General features: G+C 37.7%; 20 protein-coding genes and 1 pseudogene. 17 read left to right on the top strand and 4 right to left on the bottom strand.

Annotation, left to right across the window (positions count from 1 at the left end; genetic code table 11):
• The 13 genes from ACQKMD_RS08780 to ACQKMD_RS08720 all read left to right on the top strand — a co-directional run bounded on the left by ACQKMD_RS08780 (position 1) and on the right by ACQKMD_RS08720 (position 13,814).
• Positions 1-1,482, top strand: coding sequence for a glutamate synthase subunit beta (locus ACQKMD_RS08780; RefSeq protein WP_427751225.1), 1,482 nt, complete (start codon positions 1-3; stop codon positions 1,480-1,482).
• Positions 1,483-1,865: 383 nt separating this feature from the next.
• Positions 1,866-2,648 carry a Fe-S cluster assembly ATPase SufC gene (gene sufC / locus ACQKMD_RS08775; RefSeq protein WP_427751223.1) on the top strand — a complete coding sequence of 261 codons (783 nt, stop codon included), beginning with the start codon at positions 1,866-1,868 and terminating at the stop codon, positions 2,646-2,648.
• Between the two features lie 17 nt (positions 2,649-2,665).
• Entirely contained in the window at positions 2,666-3,973 is a 1,308-nt protein-coding gene (gene sufD, locus ACQKMD_RS08770) for a Fe-S cluster assembly protein SufD (protein ID WP_427751221.1), read from the top strand.
• Positions 3,973-5,205 (top strand): cysteine desulfurase, encoded by a 1,233-nt coding sequence (locus ACQKMD_RS08765; protein WP_427751219.1) that lies wholly within the window; start codon positions 3,973-3,975, stop codon positions 5,203-5,205. The genes sufD and ACQKMD_RS08765 overlap by 1 nt, the downstream gene beginning before the upstream one ends.
• Positions 5,192-5,635, top strand: coding sequence for a Fe-S cluster assembly sulfur transfer protein SufU (gene sufU, locus ACQKMD_RS08760; RefSeq protein ID WP_427735246.1), 444 nt, complete (start codon positions 5,192-5,194; stop codon positions 5,633-5,635). The genes ACQKMD_RS08765 and sufU overlap by 14 nt, the downstream gene beginning before the upstream one ends.
• A gap of 29 nt (positions 5,636-5,664) precedes the next feature.
• Positions 5,665-7,062: a Fe-S cluster assembly protein SufB gene (sufB, locus tag ACQKMD_RS08755; RefSeq protein ID WP_427735245.1), complete on the top strand. Its 1,398-nt coding sequence runs from the start codon at positions 5,665-5,667 to the stop codon at positions 7,060-7,062.
• A gap of 174 nt (positions 7,063-7,236) precedes the next feature.
• Positions 7,237-8,094 (top strand): DUF72 domain-containing protein, encoded by an 858-nt coding sequence (locus ACQKMD_RS08750; protein WP_427751217.1) that lies wholly within the window; start codon positions 7,237-7,239, stop codon positions 8,092-8,094.
• Entirely contained in the window at positions 8,094-8,915 is an 822-nt protein-coding gene (locus ACQKMD_RS08745) for a sulfite exporter TauE/SafE family protein (RefSeq protein ID WP_427751215.1), read from the top strand. The genes ACQKMD_RS08750 and ACQKMD_RS08745 overlap by 1 nt, the downstream gene beginning before the upstream one ends.
• A gap of 18 nt (positions 8,916-8,933) precedes the next feature.
• Positions 8,934-10,322, top strand: coding sequence for a bifunctional metallophosphatase/5'-nucleotidase (locus tag ACQKMD_RS08740; protein ID WP_427751213.1), 1,389 nt, complete (start codon positions 8,934-8,936; stop codon positions 10,320-10,322).
• A gap of 57 nt (positions 10,323-10,379) precedes the next feature.
• A complete protein-coding gene (locus ACQKMD_RS08735; RefSeq protein ID WP_427751211.1) occupies positions 10,380-11,483 on the top strand; it encodes an HD-GYP domain-containing protein in 1,104 nt (367 codons plus the stop codon).
• A gap of 42 nt (positions 11,484-11,525) precedes the next feature.
• Positions 11,526-12,290, top strand: a complete 765-nt coding sequence (gene yunB, locus ACQKMD_RS08730; protein ID WP_427751209.1) for a sporulation protein YunB — start codon at positions 11,526-11,528, stop codon at positions 12,288-12,290.
• 178 nt (positions 12,291-12,468) lie between these two features.
• Positions 12,469-13,404, top strand: a complete 936-nt coding sequence (lipA, locus tag ACQKMD_RS08725; RefSeq protein ID WP_427751207.1) for a lipoyl synthase — start codon at positions 12,469-12,471, stop codon at positions 13,402-13,404.
• 14 nt (positions 13,405-13,418) lie between these two features.
• Complete coding sequence (locus ACQKMD_RS08720; protein ID WP_427751205.1) at positions 13,419-13,814, top strand: YutD family protein; 396 nt, start codon at positions 13,419-13,421, stop codon at positions 13,812-13,814.
• Between the two features lie 1,129 nt (positions 13,815-14,943).
• Here the strand turns inward: ACQKMD_RS08720 and ACQKMD_RS08715 are convergent.
• Positions 14,944-15,210 carry a DUF3055 domain-containing protein gene (locus ACQKMD_RS08715; protein WP_427751204.1) on the bottom strand — a complete coding sequence of 89 codons (267 nt, stop codon included), beginning with the start codon at positions 15,208-15,210 and terminating at the stop codon, positions 14,944-14,946.
• 89 nt (positions 15,211-15,299) lie between these two features.
• Here ACQKMD_RS08715 and ACQKMD_RS08710 point away from each other — a divergent pair, with 89 nt between their 5' ends.
• Together ACQKMD_RS08710 and ACQKMD_RS08705 are read left to right on the top strand one after the other, a co-directional pair.
• Positions 15,300-15,749, top strand: coding sequence for a DUF86 domain-containing protein (locus ACQKMD_RS08710; protein ID WP_427751203.1), 450 nt, complete (start codon positions 15,300-15,302; stop codon positions 15,747-15,749).
• Positions 15,749-16,513 (top strand): TIGR01457 family HAD-type hydrolase, encoded by a 765-nt coding sequence (locus ACQKMD_RS08705; RefSeq protein WP_427751202.1) that lies wholly within the window; start codon positions 15,749-15,751, stop codon positions 16,511-16,513. Before ACQKMD_RS08710 ends, ACQKMD_RS08705 begins: the two co-directional genes overlap by 1 nt.
• A 52-nt stretch (positions 16,514-16,565) precedes the next feature.
• Here the strand turns inward: ACQKMD_RS08705 and ACQKMD_RS08700 are convergent, their stop codons facing one another.
• Positions 16,566-16,802: a YuzB family protein gene (locus ACQKMD_RS08700; protein ID WP_427751200.1), complete on the bottom strand. Its 237-nt coding sequence runs from the start codon at positions 16,800-16,802 to the stop codon at positions 16,566-16,568.
• Between the two features lie 155 nt (positions 16,803-16,957).
• Here ACQKMD_RS08700 and ACQKMD_RS08695 point away from each other — a divergent pair, with 155 nt between their 5' ends.
• Positions 16,958-18,025: an NAD(P)/FAD-dependent oxidoreductase gene (locus tag ACQKMD_RS08695; RefSeq protein ID WP_427751198.1), complete on the top strand. Its 1,068-nt coding sequence runs from the start codon at positions 16,958-16,960 to the stop codon at positions 18,023-18,025.
• Between the two features lie 59 nt (positions 18,026-18,084).
• Here the strand turns inward: ACQKMD_RS08695 and ACQKMD_RS08690 are convergent, their stop codons facing one another.
• Positions 18,085-18,417, bottom strand: a complete 333-nt coding sequence (locus tag ACQKMD_RS08690; RefSeq protein ID WP_427751196.1) for a YuzD family protein — start codon at positions 18,415-18,417, stop codon at positions 18,085-18,087.
• A 329-nt stretch (positions 18,418-18,746) separates the two neighbouring features.
• On the opposite strand from ACQKMD_RS08690, the gene ACQKMD_RS08685 reads away from it, so the two are divergent.
• Entirely contained in the window at positions 18,747-18,980 is a 234-nt protein-coding gene (locus tag ACQKMD_RS08685; protein WP_427751194.1) for a NifU family protein, read from the top strand.
• A 151-nt stretch (positions 18,981-19,131) separates the two neighbouring features.
• Here ACQKMD_RS08685 and ACQKMD_RS08680 read toward each other — a convergent pair.
• Positions 19,132-19,412: pseudogene (locus tag ACQKMD_RS08680) on the bottom strand (IS5/IS1182 family transposase); the annotation flags it as partial.
• Positions 19,413-19,749 lie beyond the last annotated feature (337 nt).

The following is a 19,749-nucleotide window of genomic DNA, read 5'->3' as shown; positions in this document are numbered from 1 at the left end:
ATGGGGAAACCAACTGGATTTATGGAATATAGTCGAGAAAAGGCAAAAGAACAACAACCACTAGAGCGCATTAAGAATTGGAAAGAATATGCTTCAAGATTAACCGATGAAGCTCTTCAAATCCAAGGTGCTAGATGTATGGATTGTGGGACACCTTTTTGTCATATGGGAATTGAGATTCGCGGTACAGCTGCAGGTTGTCCGATTAATAATGTTATCCCCGAGTGGAATGACTTAGTGTATAAAGGTAAATGGAAGGAAGCGTTAGAACGTTTATTGCTTACAAATAACTTTCCGGAATTCACAGGACGCGTTTGCCCCGCGCCTTGTGAAGGTTCTTGTACATTAGCAATTACAGACCCTGCAGTTGCAATTAAAAGCATTGAACGAACTATTATAGATAAAGGGTTCGAAAATGGCTGGATTCAACCACGTATGCCTAAATTACGTACAGGTAAAAAAATTGCTGTCATCGGTTCAGGACCAGCAGGACTTGCTGCAGCGGATCAATTAAACCAATCGGGGCACTCTGTTACTATTTACGAGCGAGCTGACCGAGCTGGAGGCTTACTTATGTATGGAATTCCGAATATGAAGCTCGAAAAAGATATTGTGGAACGTCGTATTCAATTATTAATGGAAGAAGGCATAGAGTTTGTCTTAAATACCGAAGTAGGTAAGGATATTACGGCTGAACAGTTAAAAGCTGAGCATGACGCTATCATTTTGTGTACTGGTGCAACAAAGCAACGCACGCTTCATATGAAAGGAAGCGACTCAGAAGGGGTCCATTTAGCAATGGACTATTTAACTTCAACATCTAAGAGTTTGCTAGATTCTAATTTTGAAGATGGTAAGTATATTAATACAAAAGGTAAGGATGTCATTGTTATTGGTGGTGGTGATACCGGGGCTGACTGTGTAGCTACGGCAATTCGTCAAAATTGTAAAAGCATTGTACAATTCGGTAAACATCCTCAGTTACCAGTCAATCGAGCTGACGATAATTTATGGCCAACTGATCCTCATATATATAAATTAGATTATGCCTATGCTGAAGCGGACGAAAAGTATGGTAAAGACCCTCGAGAGTATTGCATCCAAACAAAGAAAATTGTAGCGGATAAAAAAGGTCATGTTAAAGAATTACACACAATTCAAATGAATAAAGTTATCAATGATGAAGGTTACGCCTATTTTGAAGAAGTACCTGGAACTGAGAAAATATGGCCTGTACAACACGTGTTCGTTGCAATCGGCTTTGAAGGTGTAGAACATGATTTGCCTGAACAATTTGGTGTTCAAGTAACGAATAACAAAATTACGTCACTAGAAAAAACATATTTTACTAATGTAGATGGTGTTTTTACAGCAGGTGATGCACGTAAAGGTCAAAGTTTAATCGTATGGGCGATTAAAGAAGGTCGTGATGTAGCGGTGAGTGTTGATACATATTTATCAAAATGCACTGCTATACAATAGTGGGATGTCTAAAAAAAGCCTATTTAAAGGCTTTTTTTTGCGGAAAATAGCGATATATAGTAATTTAGTAGTCTGTAAACGATAATATTTGTCGAAAAAAGTTATATAAAATACATAAATTCACAGAGAAATAAGGTTATCACTACACTGGGAGTGAAATCGATTCTCAATTAGAGTGTCTGGAATGAAAATGAATATAATTTTAATAAATAGCAAAGAATTGCTAGTATACTTGATGTAAAGCTAGTGAATACCTACTGTTTACAGTGGAAGTGAGAATAATTTTCAAAAGATTTGCAAGCCACTTCTTTTTAAGTTAAGATTAGAATGATATTAAATTAGAAATGGGAAACCATTCATTGAACTCAAATGGAGGTAATCGAATGTCAACATTAGTAATCAAAGATCTTCACGTTGAAATTGACGGGAAAGAAATTTTAAAGGGTGTAAATCTATCACTCAATACAAACGAAATCCATGCAATCATGGGACCAAATGGTACGGGTAAATCTACTTTAGCTTCTGCTATTATGGGTCATCCAAAATATGAAGTAACTTCAGGGACAATCACTTTAGATGGTGAAGATGTTCTTGAAATGGAAGTAGACGAACGCGCTAAAGCTGGTCTTTTCCTTGCTATGCAATACCCATCAGAAATTTCTGGTGTAACAAACGCTGACTTCTTACGTTCTGCTATTAACGCTCGTCGTGAAGAAGGTAACGAAATTTCATTGATGAAATTCATCCGTGAATTAGATAGCAAAATGGATTTCCTTGAAATGGACCAAGATATGGCTCAACGCTACTTAAACGAAGGTTTCTCTGGCGGTGAGAAAAAGCGTAACGAAATTCTACAATTGATGATGATTAAACCAAAATTCGCTATTTTAGATGAAATTGACTCGGGTCTTGATATCGATGCATTAAAAGTTGTTTCTAAAGGTATCAACGAAATGCGCGGCGAAGGCTTTGGATGCTTAATGATCACTCACTACCAACGTCTACTTAACTACATTACTCCAGACCAAGTGCATGTTATGATGCAAGGTAAAGTTGTGAAATCTGGTGGCGCTGAATTAGCTCAAAAACTTGAAGCTGAAGGTTATGACTGGATTAAACAAGAGTTAGGTATTGAAGACGAAGAAACTGCTGAACAAGAAGCATAAGAAGGAGGACGAGCAGAATGACGGTTGAAACAAAATTGGCGGTAACCGCTCAAGACGTACGCTCCTTCTCTGAAGCGAACAATGAACCAAGCTGGTTAACTGAGCTTCGTGAAAGTGCACTAGCGAACGTAGAAACGCTACCATTGCCAAAACCAGATAAAACTAATATTACAAAATGGAATTTCACAGAATTTCCAACACATGTTGTGGAGAGTACAACATATGCATCACTAAATGAACTTCCAGAAGAAGTGAAATCAATCGTAGATGTTGAAAACCAACATAACATCTATATCCAACATAATAATACACCTGCATATTTAGAACTTTCTGAAGAGCTAAAAGCACAAGGTGTTATTATGACCGACATTATCACTGCAAGTCGCGAACACAGTGACTTAGTCAAGAAATATTATATGACTGAAGGCGTAAAAGCTGATGCTCACAAACTAGCTGCATTACATGCTGCATTAGTTAACGGTGGCGTCTTCGTTTATGTTCCTAAAAACGTCGTCATTGAAGAACCTCTACAAGTTGTGTTCTTACATGACAACGCAGAAGCATCGTTATTCAACCATGTATTAGTTGTCGCTGAAGCAAACAGTTCAGTTACTTATGTAGAAAACTATCTTTCTACTGTAGAAGAAGCAACTGGACAAGCGAATATTATTGCTGAAGTTATCGTAAATGATAATGCAAAAGTAATTTTCGGTGCTGTAGATGTACTTGCAAAAGGTTTAACAACATATGTTAACCGTCGTGGTATTCTACATCGTGACGCAACGATTGAATGGGCTACTGGTCTAATGAATGACTGCGATACTATTTCTGAAAACATTTCACATTTAATCGGAGACGGTTCAAATGCTGATAGTAAATCAGTTGTTGTTGGTCGCGGAGAGCAAAGTCAAAACTTCACAACTGAAGTTCGCCATTGGGGTAAAGCATCTACTGGTTACATCCTTACACACGGCGTAATGAAAGATTCTTCTCGAGCTATTTTCAATGGCATTGGTAAAATCGAACATGGTGCTACGAAAGCAGACGCTGTACAAGAATCACGCGTGTTAATGTTTAGCGAAAATGCTCGTGGAGATGCTAACCCGATTTTATTAATCGAAGAAGATGATGTAACTGCTGGACACGCAGCTTCTGTTGGACGCGTTGACCCAATTCAATTGTATTACTTAATGAGTCGTGGTATTGCGAAAGAAGAAGCTGAACGTTTAGTTATTCACGGATTCCTTGCGCCAGTTGTAAACAAATTGCCTATCGAGGGCGTTAAAAAGCAACTGACGGAGGTTATCGAAAGGAAAGTTCGCTAATGATCAAAGATGACATTCGAAGCTATTTCCCGATATTAAATCAAGAAATTAACGGGCATCCGCTTGTTTATCTTGATAGTGCTGCAACTTCTCAAAAGCCAATTCAAGTAATTGAAGCAATCAAAAATTATTACGAATTCGAAAATTCAAATGTTCACCGTGGTGTTCATACACTTGGGAACAGAGCAACAGATTCTTATGAAGGTGCTCGTGAAAAAGTTCGTAAATTTATCAATGCAAACTCGACTGAAGAAATTATTTTCACAAGAGGGACTACTACTGGATTAAATATAGTTGCACAAAGTTATGGGCGTACACATGTAGGTGAAGGCGATGAAATCATCATTACTTATATGGAACACCATTCTAACTTAATACCTTGGCAACAACTTGCGAAGGAAAAAGGTGCAATATTAAAATATATCGATTTAGAGTCAGATGGTACTTTATCATTAGATAAAGTGCGTGCAACAATTACTGACAAAACAAAGATCGTCTCAATGGCGTATGCTTCCAATGTTTTAGGGACGATCAATCCGATCAAAGAAATCGCAGCGATAGCTCATGAGCATGGAGCTGTTATGGTTGTTGATGGAGCGCAAGGTGTACCTCATTTTAAAACAGATGTGCAAGATTTAGATTGTGATTTCTTAGCATTCTCTGGACACAAAATGTGCGGACCAACTGGTATTGGTGTATTATATGGTAAAAAAGCGCTTCTCGAAAACATGGAGCCGGTTGAATTTGGTGGCGAAATGATTGATTTTGTAGGACTTCATGAATCTACATGGAAGGAGCTACCTTGGAAATTTGAAGGTGGTACTCCAATCATTGCTGGAGCTATTGGATTAGGTGCAGCTGTTGATTTCCTTCAAGAAATCGGTCTAGACACGATTGAAAAACACGAACATGGTATATCGCGTTATGCTATAGACCAAATGCAAACAATTAATGGTTTATCAATTTATGGACCACTTGACCCTGCAAAACGTTCAGGTCTTGTAACATTTAATTTAGATGATGTTCATCCACATGATGTAGCAACAGTTCTAGATATGAACGGCATTGCTGTACGTGCTGGACATCATTGTGCACAGCCACTGATGAAATGGTTACAATGTACTGCAACTGCACGAGCTAGCTTCTATGTTTATAACAATGAGGAAGATATTGACCGTCTTGTTGCAGGGTTGCGCACTGCGAAGGAGTATTTTGCTGATGTCTTTGAATAATTTAGATCAACTTTATCGCTCAGTTATTATGGATCACTATAAAAAGCCAAGAAACAAAGGGGCTCTTGAAGGTAGTAATGTCACTATCGATATGAACAACCCTACGTGTGGCGACCGTATCCGTTTAACTTTACAAGTAAATAATGGCATCGTTGAAGATGCTAAATTTGATGGAGAAGGTTGTTCCATCTCAATGTCCTCTGCTTCCATGATGACGCAAACAGTCAAAGGGAAAACAGTAGAGGAAGCTCAAAACCTAGCACATATTTTCTCTGATATGATGCTTGGAAAAGACTATGACGATTCGATCGATTTAGGTGATGTAGAAGCACTTTCAGGTGTTTCTAAATTCCCAGCTCGTATTAAATGTGCAACTTTGGCTTGGAAAGCAATGGAAAAAGGTGTGCAAAACGAATCTGAAAATAAATAAATTATTGAACTCTGAACGGAGGAGAAACGATGGCTAAAAAAATGCCTGAAATTGGCGATTACAAGTATGGATTCCATGACAAGGACGTATCTATTTTCCGTTCAAAACGTGGACTAACTGCTGATATCGTTAAAGAAATTTCTAAAATGAAAAACGAGCCTCAATGGATGTTAGATTTTCGTCTAAAATCACTTGAGATTTTCTATGAAAAACCAATGCCTCAATGGGGTGGCGATCTTTCTGAGTTAAACTTTGATGAGATTACGTATTATGTAAAACCTTCAGAAGCAACTCAAAAATCTTGGGATGAAGTACCAGCTGAAATCAAAGAAACATTTGATAAGCTTGGTATCCCTGAAGCAGAACAAAAATACCTAGCTGGTGTTTCTGCACAATATGAATCTGAAGTTGTTTACCATAATATGAAGGAAGAACTTGAAGATATGGGTGTTGTGTTCAAAGACACAGACTCAGCACTTCGTGAAAACGAAGAACTTTTCAAAGAGTACTTCGGTAAAACAATTCCACCACAAGACAACAAATTCTCTGCATTAAACTCTGCAGTATGGTCTGGTGGTTCGTTCATTTACGTACCAAAAGGTGTGAAACTAGAAACACCTCTACAAGCGTACTTCCGTATTAACTCTGAAAATATGGGTCAATTCGAACGTACATTAATTATTGTTGATGAAGGTGCAAGTGTACACTACGTAGAAGGATGTACTGCTCCTGTTTATACAACAAGCTCTCTTCATAGTGCTGTTGTAGAAATTATCATCAAAAAAGATGCATATTGCCGTTATACAACAATTCAAAACTGGGCTAACAACGTTTATAACCTAGTAACGAAACGTGCAGTATGTGATGCTAACGCTACAATGGAATGGATTGATGGTAACATCGGTTCTAAATTAACAATGAAATATCCAGCTTGTGTCCTTAAAGGTGAAGGCGCTCGTGGTATGACATTATCAATTGCTATTGCAGGGCGTGGGCAAAACCAAGATACTGGTGCGAAAATGATCCACTTAGCACCAAACACATCTTCTACAATCGTATCAAAATCGATTTCTAAACATGGTGGTAACGTAACATATCGCGGTATTGTTCGCTTTGGTAAAAAAGCAATCAACGCTCGTGCAAATATCGAATGTGATACATTAATCATGGATAACGAATCGACGTCTGATACAATTCCATACAACGAAGTTATGAATGATCAAATCTCTTTAGAGCATGAAGCAAAAGTTTCAAAAGTATCTGAAGAGCAATTGTTCTACTTAATGAGCCGTGGTGTTTCTGAGCAAGAAGCTACAGAAATGATCGTAATGGGCTTCATCGAGCCATTCACAAAAGAACTTCCAATGGAATATGCAGTAGAGATGAACCGTCTTATCAAATTCGAAATGGAAGGCTCTATTGGTTAATCAGAGCTAACTTTTAAGCTTCGGCAACTCAATTTGGATTCCAAATTGATGCCGAAGCTTTTTTCGTATAACCAGAATGTCTTTCAGTTTGAAAAAGTGCTAGGGTAATTCTGTTCTAACACAGAAGAGGGTTATGCTATCATAAACTATAAGCCTGAAAATGGGGGATATGAGATGATATATATTGGTTTAACTGGATGGGGAGATCATCCTGATCTTTATAGTCCGTTGTCTACAGCACGGGATAAATTATTTGATTATAGTGGGCATTTTCCGGTTGTTGAAGTGGATACTTCATTCTATTCCATTCCCTCTGAATCGAATGTCCGGAAGTGGATTGCAGAAGTACCCGATCATTTTCAGTTTGTAGTGAAAGCATATCAAGGTATGACAGGTCATTTGAGGCAGGATAATCCGTATGAAACAAGAGAAGAAATGTTTGAAGCTTTTAAAAATGCGATGACACTTTTTCAACAAGCGGGAAAGCTTGCAATGATTTTAGTACAGTTCCCACCATGGTTTGACTGCCAAACAAAAAATGTTACGTATATTCGCTATGTGAAGCAACAATTAAAGAATTTCCCTGTAGCGATTGAGTTTCGGAATCGAACTTGGTATAGCGAAAAATTCATGGATGGTACATTGAATTTTTTACGTCAAGAGGGTTTAATACATACAGTTTGTGATGAGCCGCAGGCAGGGGAAGGTTCAGTACCACTTGTACCAAAAGCGACAAGTGAACGTGTCCTTGTACGGATTCATGGTCGTAATGTACATGGTTGGCGAAATCCTGGCAATAATGAAGAATGGCGTAAAATTCGTTTTCTTTACAATTATAATGATGAAGAATTAAAAGGATTACAACAACATATTGTAGCGTTACAACAGCAAGTAAACGATGTGTTTGTGTTATTTAATAATAACTCTGGAAATGATGCAGCAAAAAATGCAAAACAGTTGCAAAAAATGCTGGGAGTACAATATGAAGGATTATCTCCAAAACAATTAGATTTTTTTGAAGGAGAATCATAATGGAATATGTTTTAATTGCTGTAATTGGGTTATGTTCAGGCCTAATTGGCGCTTTAGTAGGTCTAGGTGGGGGCGTAATATTAGTACCAGCTACATTGTTTGTTGGGCTCACACTTGGCTTAATCCCGGATATAACACCACAAAAGGTAGTAGGTATATCTGTAGTTATGATGATATTTACTGGATTAGCATCCACATTGTCTTATATGAAATCGAAGACAGTCGACTATAAGAGTGGCGTGATTTTCTTTGCTGGGAGCGTACCTGGAACAATTTTTGGTGCGTGGGTGAATAAAGGACTAGATTTGCCATCATTTAATTTATATTTCGGTATTTTATTAATTATTTTAGCAACGATCTTAATTGTTCGAGACAAATTAAAGCCAGTTAAATGGTTTGTAGATCATGGAACAAAAAGAACATTTATCGGTGAAGATGGTCAAACATTTGTTTATGGCTATCCGGTATGGTTTGCACTATTACTGACATTTGCAATTGGCTTTGCTTCGGGTTTATTTGGAATTGGTGGGGGGTCAATGATTGTTCCTGCGATGATTTTATTATTCTTGTTTCCACCTCATGTGGCAGTTGCTACATCCATGTTCATGGTATTTCTATCATCTATCGTTAACTCAGCAAGCCATATTTATTTAGGGAATGTACCTTGGATGTATACAATTCCTGTCATTCCAGGGGCTTATATCGGGGCGAAAATTGGAGCAGCGCTAAATAAACGTATTAGATCAGATACATTAGTGCTTGTTTTACGAATTATATTATTACTTCTCGGAATTCGTTCAATCATTGATGCGCTAATTTGAAAGTAAGGAGGGGATATTATGATTGAAACAATCCATTTCTATCATACAAATGATGTCCATAGTCATTTTGAGCATTGGCCACGTACTCACGAATTTCTTGTAACACGAAAGAAGTGGCATATAGAAGTGGGCGATAGTTGCTTTGTTCTTGATATAGGAGACTATATGGATCGTTCAAATGTGTTTACTGAGGCAACGCTTGGAAAAGGAAATGTAGAATTATTAAATGAGGCAAATTACGATGCTGTAACGATTGGAAATAATGAAGGTATTACTTTATCTAATAATGAATTGAATACATTATATAATGACGCAAATTTCGATATTATAGTAGCTAATTTGCAAAATAATGATGGTGACATTCCTCAGTGGGCCAAACCATATAAGGTTTATAATACAGCAACTGGTATAAAGATTGGAGTTATTGCTGCTACGGCTCCTTTTTATCTATTTTATGAGCAACTTGATTGGCAAGTACTAGAACCACTAGAAGTATTGCAAAGACAAGTAATTGAACTACGTAACCAAGTGGATATAATCGTTTGTATGTCACATCTAGGTTTGCCAGATGATACGTTGTTAGCAGAGCAGTGTCCTGAAATTGATGTTATTTTCGGAGCACATACGCATCATATTTTGCATGAAGGTAAAATAGTAAATGATGTGCTGTTAACAGGTGGAGGGAAATTTGGCTTATTTGTAGGGCATACTGAAATATCATTTGATACCGATACAAAAAAAGTTGTGACGAAAAAAACGATGCTTCACAGAGCGATTGACCTTGCATCTGTAGAAAAAGAAAAAGAGCAAGTAGTTGGTCTTGAACAATTAGGACGTGAACTACTCGACGTACCCGTATTTTATACAGATCGCTATTACAATAAGGAATGGTACCATCATTCAAATCTTTCACGACTCTTTGCTAAAGCATTATTGCAATTTTCAGATGCTGATTGTGCTTTATTCAATGCAGGGATTTTTTTAACTGGACTTCCAAAAGGTAGAGTGACAGCTAACGATATTCACTGTATGCTCCCACACCCAATCAATGCTTGTGTAATCGAACTTACAGGCGAGCGTTTGAAAGAAGTTTATATGGAAGCACAAAATGTAGATTGGCCAAGAAGAGAAGTGAAGGGCTTAGGGTTCAGAGGTGTCGTAATGGGTAAGATGCTAAACTATCAATTTGAAGTCAATGATATGGGGCAGTTAGTAGTAGGAGGACGTATAGCGAACCTGAAGAAAAATTACAGACTTGTGACTTTAGATATGTATACTTTTGGTTATTTCTTTCCTGATTTCAAAAATACACCAAAAACATACTTGTTACCTCAATTTTTACGTGATATTCTAATTCAGTATGGACTTGGATTTTTCAAAGGGGAAAGTTCAGAAAGACCTGATTAAAGTTCTGTAGGAGTCAAAATATAGAGAATAGATTATGTTTATGAATGGGGAAATAGTATGAGGCTGATTTCAACTAAAGTGTTGCAACCTGGAATGGTGATCGGCAGGACAATTTGGAATGAGGCTGGAAGACCTTTACTGCATGAAGGGGTTGTAGCATCAAATCAAATAGCCGACCGACTTTTACAATTAAATGTTCAATATGTATATATTAACGATGAAATTTCTCATGATATTAATATAGTTGAAGCTGTGCCAATGCTTGTAAGAAGAAAAGCTGTAGATAAAATTACAGATTCCTTCAGAATGTTAAAAAATCAAAAAAATGCTGATTTAACTTATTGTTTAGATCAAGAGTCAAAGCATTTTGGATGTATTATAGAACAGTTACTTGAAAGTATTGTAAATAGCGAAGAAATGATCACAGTTTTGAGTGATGCATTTATATATGACGAATATATCTATCAACACTCATTACAAGTGGCCATCTATTCTATTGCGATTGCAAGAGAGATGAAATATACATCTGATGAAATACGCCAGATTGGAATTGGTGCCATGTTACATGACGTTGGTAAAATGCTAATTCCACAAGACATATTAAATAAACCGGGGCTCTTAACAAATGAAGAATACGATACAATGAAACTTCATGCAAAGTATGGCTTTGATTTATTAAGAAACTTACATACTATTTCTTTATTATCTGCACATTGTGCGTTCCAACATCACGAAAGACTTAATGGCAGCGGATATCCACGTGGCTTGGTTGATTTTGAAATTCACCCATATGCTAAAATTATTGCTGTTGCTGACGTATTTGATGCAGTGACATCTAATCGAGTGTACCGTAAGAAAATGTTACCTTCTCATGGAATGGAAATTATTAAGCAAGGAATCGGTACGTTATACGAAGAAAAAGTAGTGAAGGCATTTCAAAAATGTATAGCAATATATCCTAATGGGACAGTTGTTTTACTATCTGATGATCGACGAGGAATTGTCTCAAAACAAAATCATAGTGCTACAGATAAACCTTGGATTCGTATTTTTGAGGAGAACGGTGAAATATTGCCAGCAACCTACGAATGTTGTTTGGAAAATGAACCAGCTGTTCATATCCATCAGGTTGAGGTGGAATACCTCGTACATAGTGAATAAATAACACCCCTTAGTCATAGCATATGATTAGGGGGAATTTTTTTGCGTTTACCAAAAAGAAGAGGTAGGTTATTAATACAAAAACGACAAAAACGCTCTCGATTATTGCCAATTATTATCGTATGCTTCTTTGGTTCGATTGCTCTCTTATTTTATATAGTGAATGTAAGACTGATGCCAGTATATTTGGATTATGCGGAAGTTCAAACGAATAGAATAGCGTCTGAAGTTATTAGTAAGGCTATTAACGCAAGAACTTCAAATGTACTCGATGTGAATGATATAATAGAAGAAGTACCAGGCGAAGATACTAAAATGACGAAATTTAATGCTGAAATTATTAATCGTGTCATGACAGAAACGTATACACTTGTACAAAGTCACCTTGAAGAAGCAGAAGCGGGAAATTTAAGCGGTTTGCCAAAATACGACAATATCGAATATGATGCCAATGCAATGCAAGAAGATGGCGGCATTGTGTTTTTTGTTCCATTAGGGCAGGCAACAAATTTACCGTTACTAGGGAATTTAGGACCTAAAATTCCTATACGTTTTCATGTCATAGGTAAAATAAATACAAATGTAGAGACGGAAATTAAAGAATTTGGTATTAATAATGCACTCGTAAAAGTACAAATTCTTTTATCTGTAAATGTTCAAGTTATTGTTCCATTTGCAACCAAATCTACAACTGTGGAACAACGTATTCCTGTTGCCTATGGAATGCTAAAAGGGACAGTACCTAAAATTTATACTAATGGTGGAGGTACGACACCTTCAGTAGAAGTGCCAATTAAATTGGAATAAAAGGAGTGTAATTTCCCTTTTTTATTTCATTTAATTTAATTATTTATAATAATGTGTGGTATAGCAAAGTATTTTAACAATATCAGTAATCGAAGGTTGTTTGAAACTATTTATTATGTTACATTGACAAAAGTAATACAATAAATTAATCAGCCTTATGATGGGAGACGAATCTTCAATGACATCATGTAAACCAACTAAAGAAGAACATATAAGAAAACCAGATTGGCTAAAAATTAAGCTAAATACGAACGACGACTATAAAGGCCTAAAGAAACTGATGCGAGAAAAGAATTTACATACAGTTTGTGAGGAAGCCAGATGCCCGAATATTCATGAATGCTGGGGAGAAAGACGTACAGCTACGTTTATGATATTAGGGGCTGTATGTACACGTGCATGTCGCTTCTGTGCAGTTAAAACAGGCCTTCCAAATGAATTAGATACAGCAGAACCAGAACGTGTAGCAGATTCAGTTGAAATTATGAACTTAAAGCATGTTGTTGTAACTGCAGTAGCACGTGATGATTTAAAAGATGGAGGAGCAGAGGTTTTTGCAGAAACGGTTCGTGCAATTCGTCGCAAAAACCCGTTCACATCAATTGAAGTATTGCCTTCAGATATGGGTGGAATTGAAGAAAATTTACGTTTATTAATGGATTCAAAACCAGATATTTTAAATCATAATATCGAAACTGTAAAACGCTTAACACCAAGAGTTCGCGCTCGTGCAAAATACGATCGCTCATTAGAGTTTTTACGTCGTGCAAAAGAAATGCAACCTGACATTCCAACAAAGTCATCATTAATGGTTGGCCTTGGAGAAACAGAAGAGGAAATAATTGAAGTAATGGACGATTTACGCGCAAATAATGTAGATATAATGACGATAGGTCAATATTTACAACCGTCGAAAAAACATTTACCGGTGAAAAAATACTATTCACCATTAGAATTCGGTAAACTGCGCAAAATCGCTATGAGTAAAGGCTTCTCTCACTGTGAAGCTGGTCCACTTGTGCGTAGTAGTTATCATGCCGATGAACAAGTAAATGCCGCAGCGAAACAAAAACAACTGCTAGGCGAAGAAAAAGGCGCTATCACGAATAACTAACGGATGGTGGTAACATGGTCATTGCAGAAAGAATCGCGTATGATATATTAACAGATTATCGTGAAGGCTTCCAAGAAGAAGCATTTCTTGGACGCTTTAGCGATATTTTAACGAAATATGATTATATTGTTGGTGATTGGGGTTACGGCCAATTACGTTTGAAAGGCTTTTTTGATGACAAAAATCAAAAGGCTTCTTTCGATACGAAAATTAGCACATTACAAGATTATCTATACGAATATTGTAATTTTGGATGTTCTTATTTCGTACTGAAGAAAACAGGAAAGGCACCTATTCCTGTAAAAGAAGAAGTTTCGGAAGAGGTAGTATCTGAGGCTTTAGATGAGCCTGAAATCATTATCAATGAAATACAACAAGAAGAACAAAAAAACATCGATTCAGAGCTGTAGAAGCTTGGATCGATGTTTTTTTGGGGCCAACAGGATGTTGGTCAGATAGCCGTTGCGACAGGACGTCGCGAACTTAGGCTATCTTCCTTTATACGGGCCGCTTTAGCATTAAGGATATCCAGCTTCAGCGGCCAGACTCTCGAGGTCACTTCCACTTTCTCGGTCGAAAACTAAAAGATGTTTTCGATTCGAAAGTTCCAGTGCTTGTTGAGTCTTGACGGGCCGCTTCAGCATTAAGGTTTATCCAGCTTCAGGCGCTAGCTGCTTGGATCGTTTCAGTCGGGCGCTCAAAGTCAAAGAGTGACTTTGGCTTCCGCCTTCCAACGACCTCACAGCTAAACGAGCGCCTTGGGCCAACAGGATGTTGGTCAGATAGCCGTTGCGACAGGACGTCGCGAACTTAGGCTATCATCCTTTTAGTGGGCGTGTTCAGCATTAAGAGAGATATCCGGCTTCAGCGGCCAGCCCCTCGAGGTCACTTCAGTCTCTCGGTCAAAAGCTGAAGTGATGCTTTTGATTCGAGCCTTCCAGTGCTTGTCGGAGGCCCACAGGAAGTGGGTCAGATAGCCGTTGCGACAGGACGTCGCGAACTTAGGCTATCTTCCTTTAAACGGGCGCCTTGGGCCAACAGGATGTTGGTCATGCAACCGTTGCGACACGATGTCGCGAACTTAGGTTGCCTACCTAAAGAGAGATATCCGGCTTCAGCGGCCAGCCCCTCGAGGTCACTTCAGTCTCTCGGTCAAAAGCTGAAGTGATGCTTTTGATTCGAGCCTTCCAGGGCTTGTCGGGGCCCACAGGAAGTGGGTCAGATAGCCGTTGCGACAGGACGTCGCGAACTTAGGCTATCTTCCTTTATACGGGCCGCTTCAGCATTTAGGTTATCCAGCTTCAGCGGCCAGACTCTCGAGGTCACTTCCACTTTCTCGGTCGAAAACTAAAAGATGTTTTCGATTCGAAAGTTCCAGTGCTTGTCGAGTCTTGACGGGCCGCTTCAGCATTCAGGTTTATCCAGCTTCAGGCGCTAGCTGCTCGGATCGTTTCAGTCGGGCGCTCAAAGTCAAAGAGCGACTTTGGCTTCCGCCTTCCAACGACCTCACAGCTAAACGGGCCACTTCAGCACTCAATATTACCCAATTAATTCATGGAGGTATTCTCGTAGTTCTTGTGCTTCGTCTGCGGGACGATTGTATACTTGTTCTAAGTATCCTGGCTCTTCTAGGTCGTCTGAGCCGAGAATAGCGAAGCGACCGAGTTGCATATCTAAAACGAGCACTTTTCCGAAAAAGCGTCCGCTTTGTAAAATAGCTAAATCATAGCGTTGCGATTCGCCTGTGAAGCTAACAAAACGAGTCTTTGTATCTTCGACATCGTCGTATAAAAAAAATCTTTCCATAAAGTGTGCAACTCCTTCCAATCCTAAAGATATGGTACTATAGAAAGGAGTAGGCTATCAACTTTTATAATTTGAATGGAGGAAGTACTGTGTATTTCGTTGACCGTAAAAAAATAATAAGAAATCTTGAATATATGAATTCATTAGTAGTGGTTTTTGAAGGACAAAAAGATTGGTTATCAGATGATATCAGTAAACTGGCTGTGGAACGTATTGCGAATACATTAATCGAAGCGATAATTGATGTGGGTAACTCCATGATTGATGGTTTTATTATGCGTGATCCTGGAAGTTATGAAGATATAATCGATATTTTAGTCGATGAAAAAGTCATTACACCTGAAATGGATCAGCCATTAAAAGAGTTAATTGGCTTACGACGTGCACTTGTGCGTGATATTTTAGAAGTAAATGATGAAGAGCTAGTAGCTGTATTAAATAATAATTTAGGTGCTATTAAAGCATTTGCACCGAAAGTAGAGCATTATTTAGTGAATGAACTAGGTCCAGTATCTGCGTTTATTCCAGAGGTACACTAATGAAAGCTTACAAAGCCTATTGTTTAGATTTAGATGGCACTGTATACAAAGGGACTGAGCCGATTCCGTCTGCTGTTGCTTTTATACATGCATTGCAAAAAAGTGGTATAGAACCTTTCTATATCACGAATAATGCACGTATGACGCAACAACAAGTTCAGCAGAAACTACTGAAAATGGGGATTTGTGCTCCAGAAGCTCACATTTTAACTTCAGCAATAGCAACTGCAAAATATATCGGCAATCACCATCCAAATGCAACAGTACAAATGATAGGTGGAGAAGGCTTGAGAGAAGCTCTACTTGCTGAAAATATAACGTTCACTTCCGACCAACCGGATGTATTAGTGCAAGGTATTGATTTAGAAATTAATTATTCTAAAATAGAAAATGCTTGCTATGTTATACAAAATGGAGCTGAGTTTGTAGCTACAAATGGTGATATTAAATTTCCAAACGAAAAAGGGTTTGCACCAGGAAATGGGGCGATTGCGGAGTTAATTCATAATGTGACAGGTGTGAAACCTACGTATATCGGAAAACCACAGCCTCATATGCTAGCAATTTTACAGCAATTGAATGGGTTTGAAAAAGAAGATATGCTTATGATTGGTGATAATTATGATACGGATATATTAGCAGGTATCCACTTCGGTATCGATACGTTACATGTGAATACTGGAGTAACATCTACGGAATCTGTTTTGAAAAAGGATATCCAACCAACGTATAGTATGAATAGCTTACTCGATTGGCAATTATAAAATAAAAGTCGCAAACTATGTAGTTTATTCACATAGTTTGCGACTTTTTTGGTTAAAATAAAGGATTCTCTTCTATAAATTGATAGATTTTTTTTGTTAAATCTTCCGGCGTTTCAGCTACAACCATTTCGCCATTTACTAATGCATATAAAGAATTAGAGCATTTCGTACAATAGCTCAAACAGCCATATTCTAAAACATCTATATTCGGATCCATTTCTAGCACTTCAAATGTATCTTGGGAGCCATTTGCTAAATTACTAACACAAAACTCAACAAGCGGATTCATGTGCGCCTCACCTCACTACTCGAAATGCTACTATTTTTTTTTTCATTCGTCAATTTTCGAGTCTATATTGTGAAACTTCTCACAATCGTTTATACTCTTAGTGGACAGTTTTGAAATGAAACGGCATGTAATATTGTAAGAAGAAGGAGATTACTATGAGAAAATTAGTCTTATTAGGCGGCGGCTACGGTAATATGCGTATTCTTTTGCGTTTATTACCAAATAATTTACCAGAAGATGTACAAATCACACTAGTAGACCGTGCACCATTCCATAGCTTGAAAACTGATTTTTATGCTTTAGCTGCAGGTACAACACCTGAGAAACATATTCGTGTAAGTTTCCCTGATAATGAGCGGTTATCGATCGTTTATGGCGAAATTGAAAATATTGATCCAGTTAACAAGGCTGTACTATTAGAAGGTGGCAATAGCATAGCGTATGACGATTTAGTCATTGGTCTAGGTTGTGAAGATAAGTATCACGGTGTACCTGGTGCGGATGAATACTCGTACAGCATCCAAACAATGGCTAAATCACGTGAAGCTTATAACGCTCTTTGTGGCCTTCCATCTGGTTCTGTCGTAGGAATCGTGGGTGCAGGTTTAAGTGGCATTGAATTAGCAAGTGAATTACGAGAAAGTCGCTCTGATCTTAAAATTAAATTATTTGATCGTGGCTCTCGTATTTTAAAAGATTTCCCAGAACGTTTAAGTAATTATGTCAAAAAGTGGTTCGATAATAATGATGTTGAAGTTATTGCAAACTCGAATATTACGAAAGTAGAACAACATATGCTGCATAATCATGAAGAGCAAATTCCGGTAGATGCAGTTGTTTGGACAGCAGGTATTCAACCAGTAAAAGTGGTCCGTGATTTAGGCCTAGAGTCTGATCACACTGGGCGAGTAGTTATAACTCAATATATGAATATACCAAATGATGAACATGTCTATGTGGTTGGGGACTGTGCATCCTCACAGTTTGGTCCAAGTGCTCAATTAGCTGAAGAGCAAGCTGAACATATTGTTCGTATATTAAAATTGCGTTGGAAAAAAGAAGCCCTTCCGGAGAAAATGCCTGAAATTAAGCTGAAAGGCTTTATGGGTTCTTTAGGAAAGAAACAAGGATTCGTCTACTTAGCAGATAAGACTGTAACAGGTAGAATTGCTCGCTTGATGAAATCAGGCCTACTATGGATGTACAAACGTCAAAATGGTTGAAAAAAGCTGTCTCATGTACAATGATAAAAATTGTGCGGTGAGACAGCTTTTTATTATATTTATTTATCGATTGGTTCAAATCCTAATTTCTCAAGCTCTTTGAAAACAGGCTTTAACTGAATATAGCCTTCTCCTATAATTTCATTATTAATTAATACTAATGGATAGAAAAATTCATCATCTCTTACTCGTTCTGCCCATTGGTTATGGCGTTCATCTTCAATAGGGTGTTCTATATCGATATATGTGATTTGATAAGGTTGTTCCGGATATTTGCGATCAATAGCAGCTTGTAGCCACTCATAAGTATCCTTTGAAGAAGGCGCATTTACACAGCTTGCACACATAACACTAGCTCCGAATATTTCGATTGCAATTGTCGTTTCTGCCACTTACAATTCATCCTCTCGTTTACAATACTGAAATTTTTCCATATGTACTCACATATAAATATAAAGTTAAACGGTAAGATTGTCACTGACAATTTTAAACTATTAAAAAATATCTGTTAATTAAAGAATGCTAAAAATCGCTCATTAATTTAGTCGAAAAAAGTTAAATAGATTATATAAGTTACAACCTTATTAAACGCGGGGGAGAGTAGTGTTTTTTGAATGGATTTTAATTAAAATATTGTTATACTGTTAATTGAGCGTTTTAAATACTTTCCTTTGCGTTCGTCTGATATTATAATAATTATAAGGAAAGGAGTCGATTGTAAATGCAAGAACAAGTACAAGAACAAGTACAAGAAGTTTTAGATAAATTACGCCCATTCCTTCTTCGTGATGGAGGAGACTGTGAATTAGTTGATATAGAAGATGGTATCGTAAAATTACGTTTACTAGGCGCATGCGGAAGCTGCCCAAGTTCTACAATCACTTTAAAAGCAGGGATTGAACGTGCGTTGTTAGAAGAAGTACCAGGTATTATTGAGGTAGAACAAGTATTCTAAGCAACAACTGTATAGAGCTGAAAAAGAGCCCTCTTTTAAAGGAGGGCACTGAATAACTAACGTTTTTAAAATGTAATGTTCTTCAATAGTAAACACCGGCACTTATTGTTCGATTTTGAACAGAAAGTACCGGTGTTTTTTTGTATTTCCCTTATTCTTCATTTAATAGCTTCAAGATACGTTTCAAATTCACCGCAAAAATTGTTGTAGCTCCTTGGATTTCAGCCAAATAACCCCGCCGATTTTGAGGTATTGTAGCCATACGGTTTTTCAACTCGCTTCAATTTTATAGCGCTTTTATCGCTAAGTCTTTGAATCTTACCATTTTTTGAAAAGCTGCTTGGTCTTCATGTTCGGTTGATTTTGTGGAAACTGAATACGTTTTTCTTTTGGCACCATCTTTATAACGGCCATCTTGAATGGACAAACCTCGCCATATAGGGGCTTAGAGTGAATATTTCTTGTTTGGAAATCATGAACAGCACCACCTTGAATTAGTTCTTTCAATATAAAGGGCTAGGTGTGAATCGGAAAAACTCAGAAAAACGATAAAACTAGTTGATTTTGAGTGCAGGCGGCGACTCCTTGGAGAATTAGCGAACATCTTGAGACCCCGCAGGAGCGTTAGAGACGAGGAGGCTCAAGGTTCGTCCCCAGGAAAGCGTTCACCGGAACGGAAATTACCGGCATCGAAGAAAAAGCCATGGCAAAAACGATTAATCGTTTCCGCCATGGCTCAAATTCATTTTATGGACTTTTTCAGTGCCCT

It is taken from the genome of Viridibacillus sp. NPDC096237, assembly GCF_050278625.1.
Classification (GTDB): Bacteria; Bacillota; Bacilli; order Bacillales_A; family Planococcaceae; genus Viridibacillus.
This window is presented reverse-complemented; position numbering and strand designations above follow the sequence as displayed.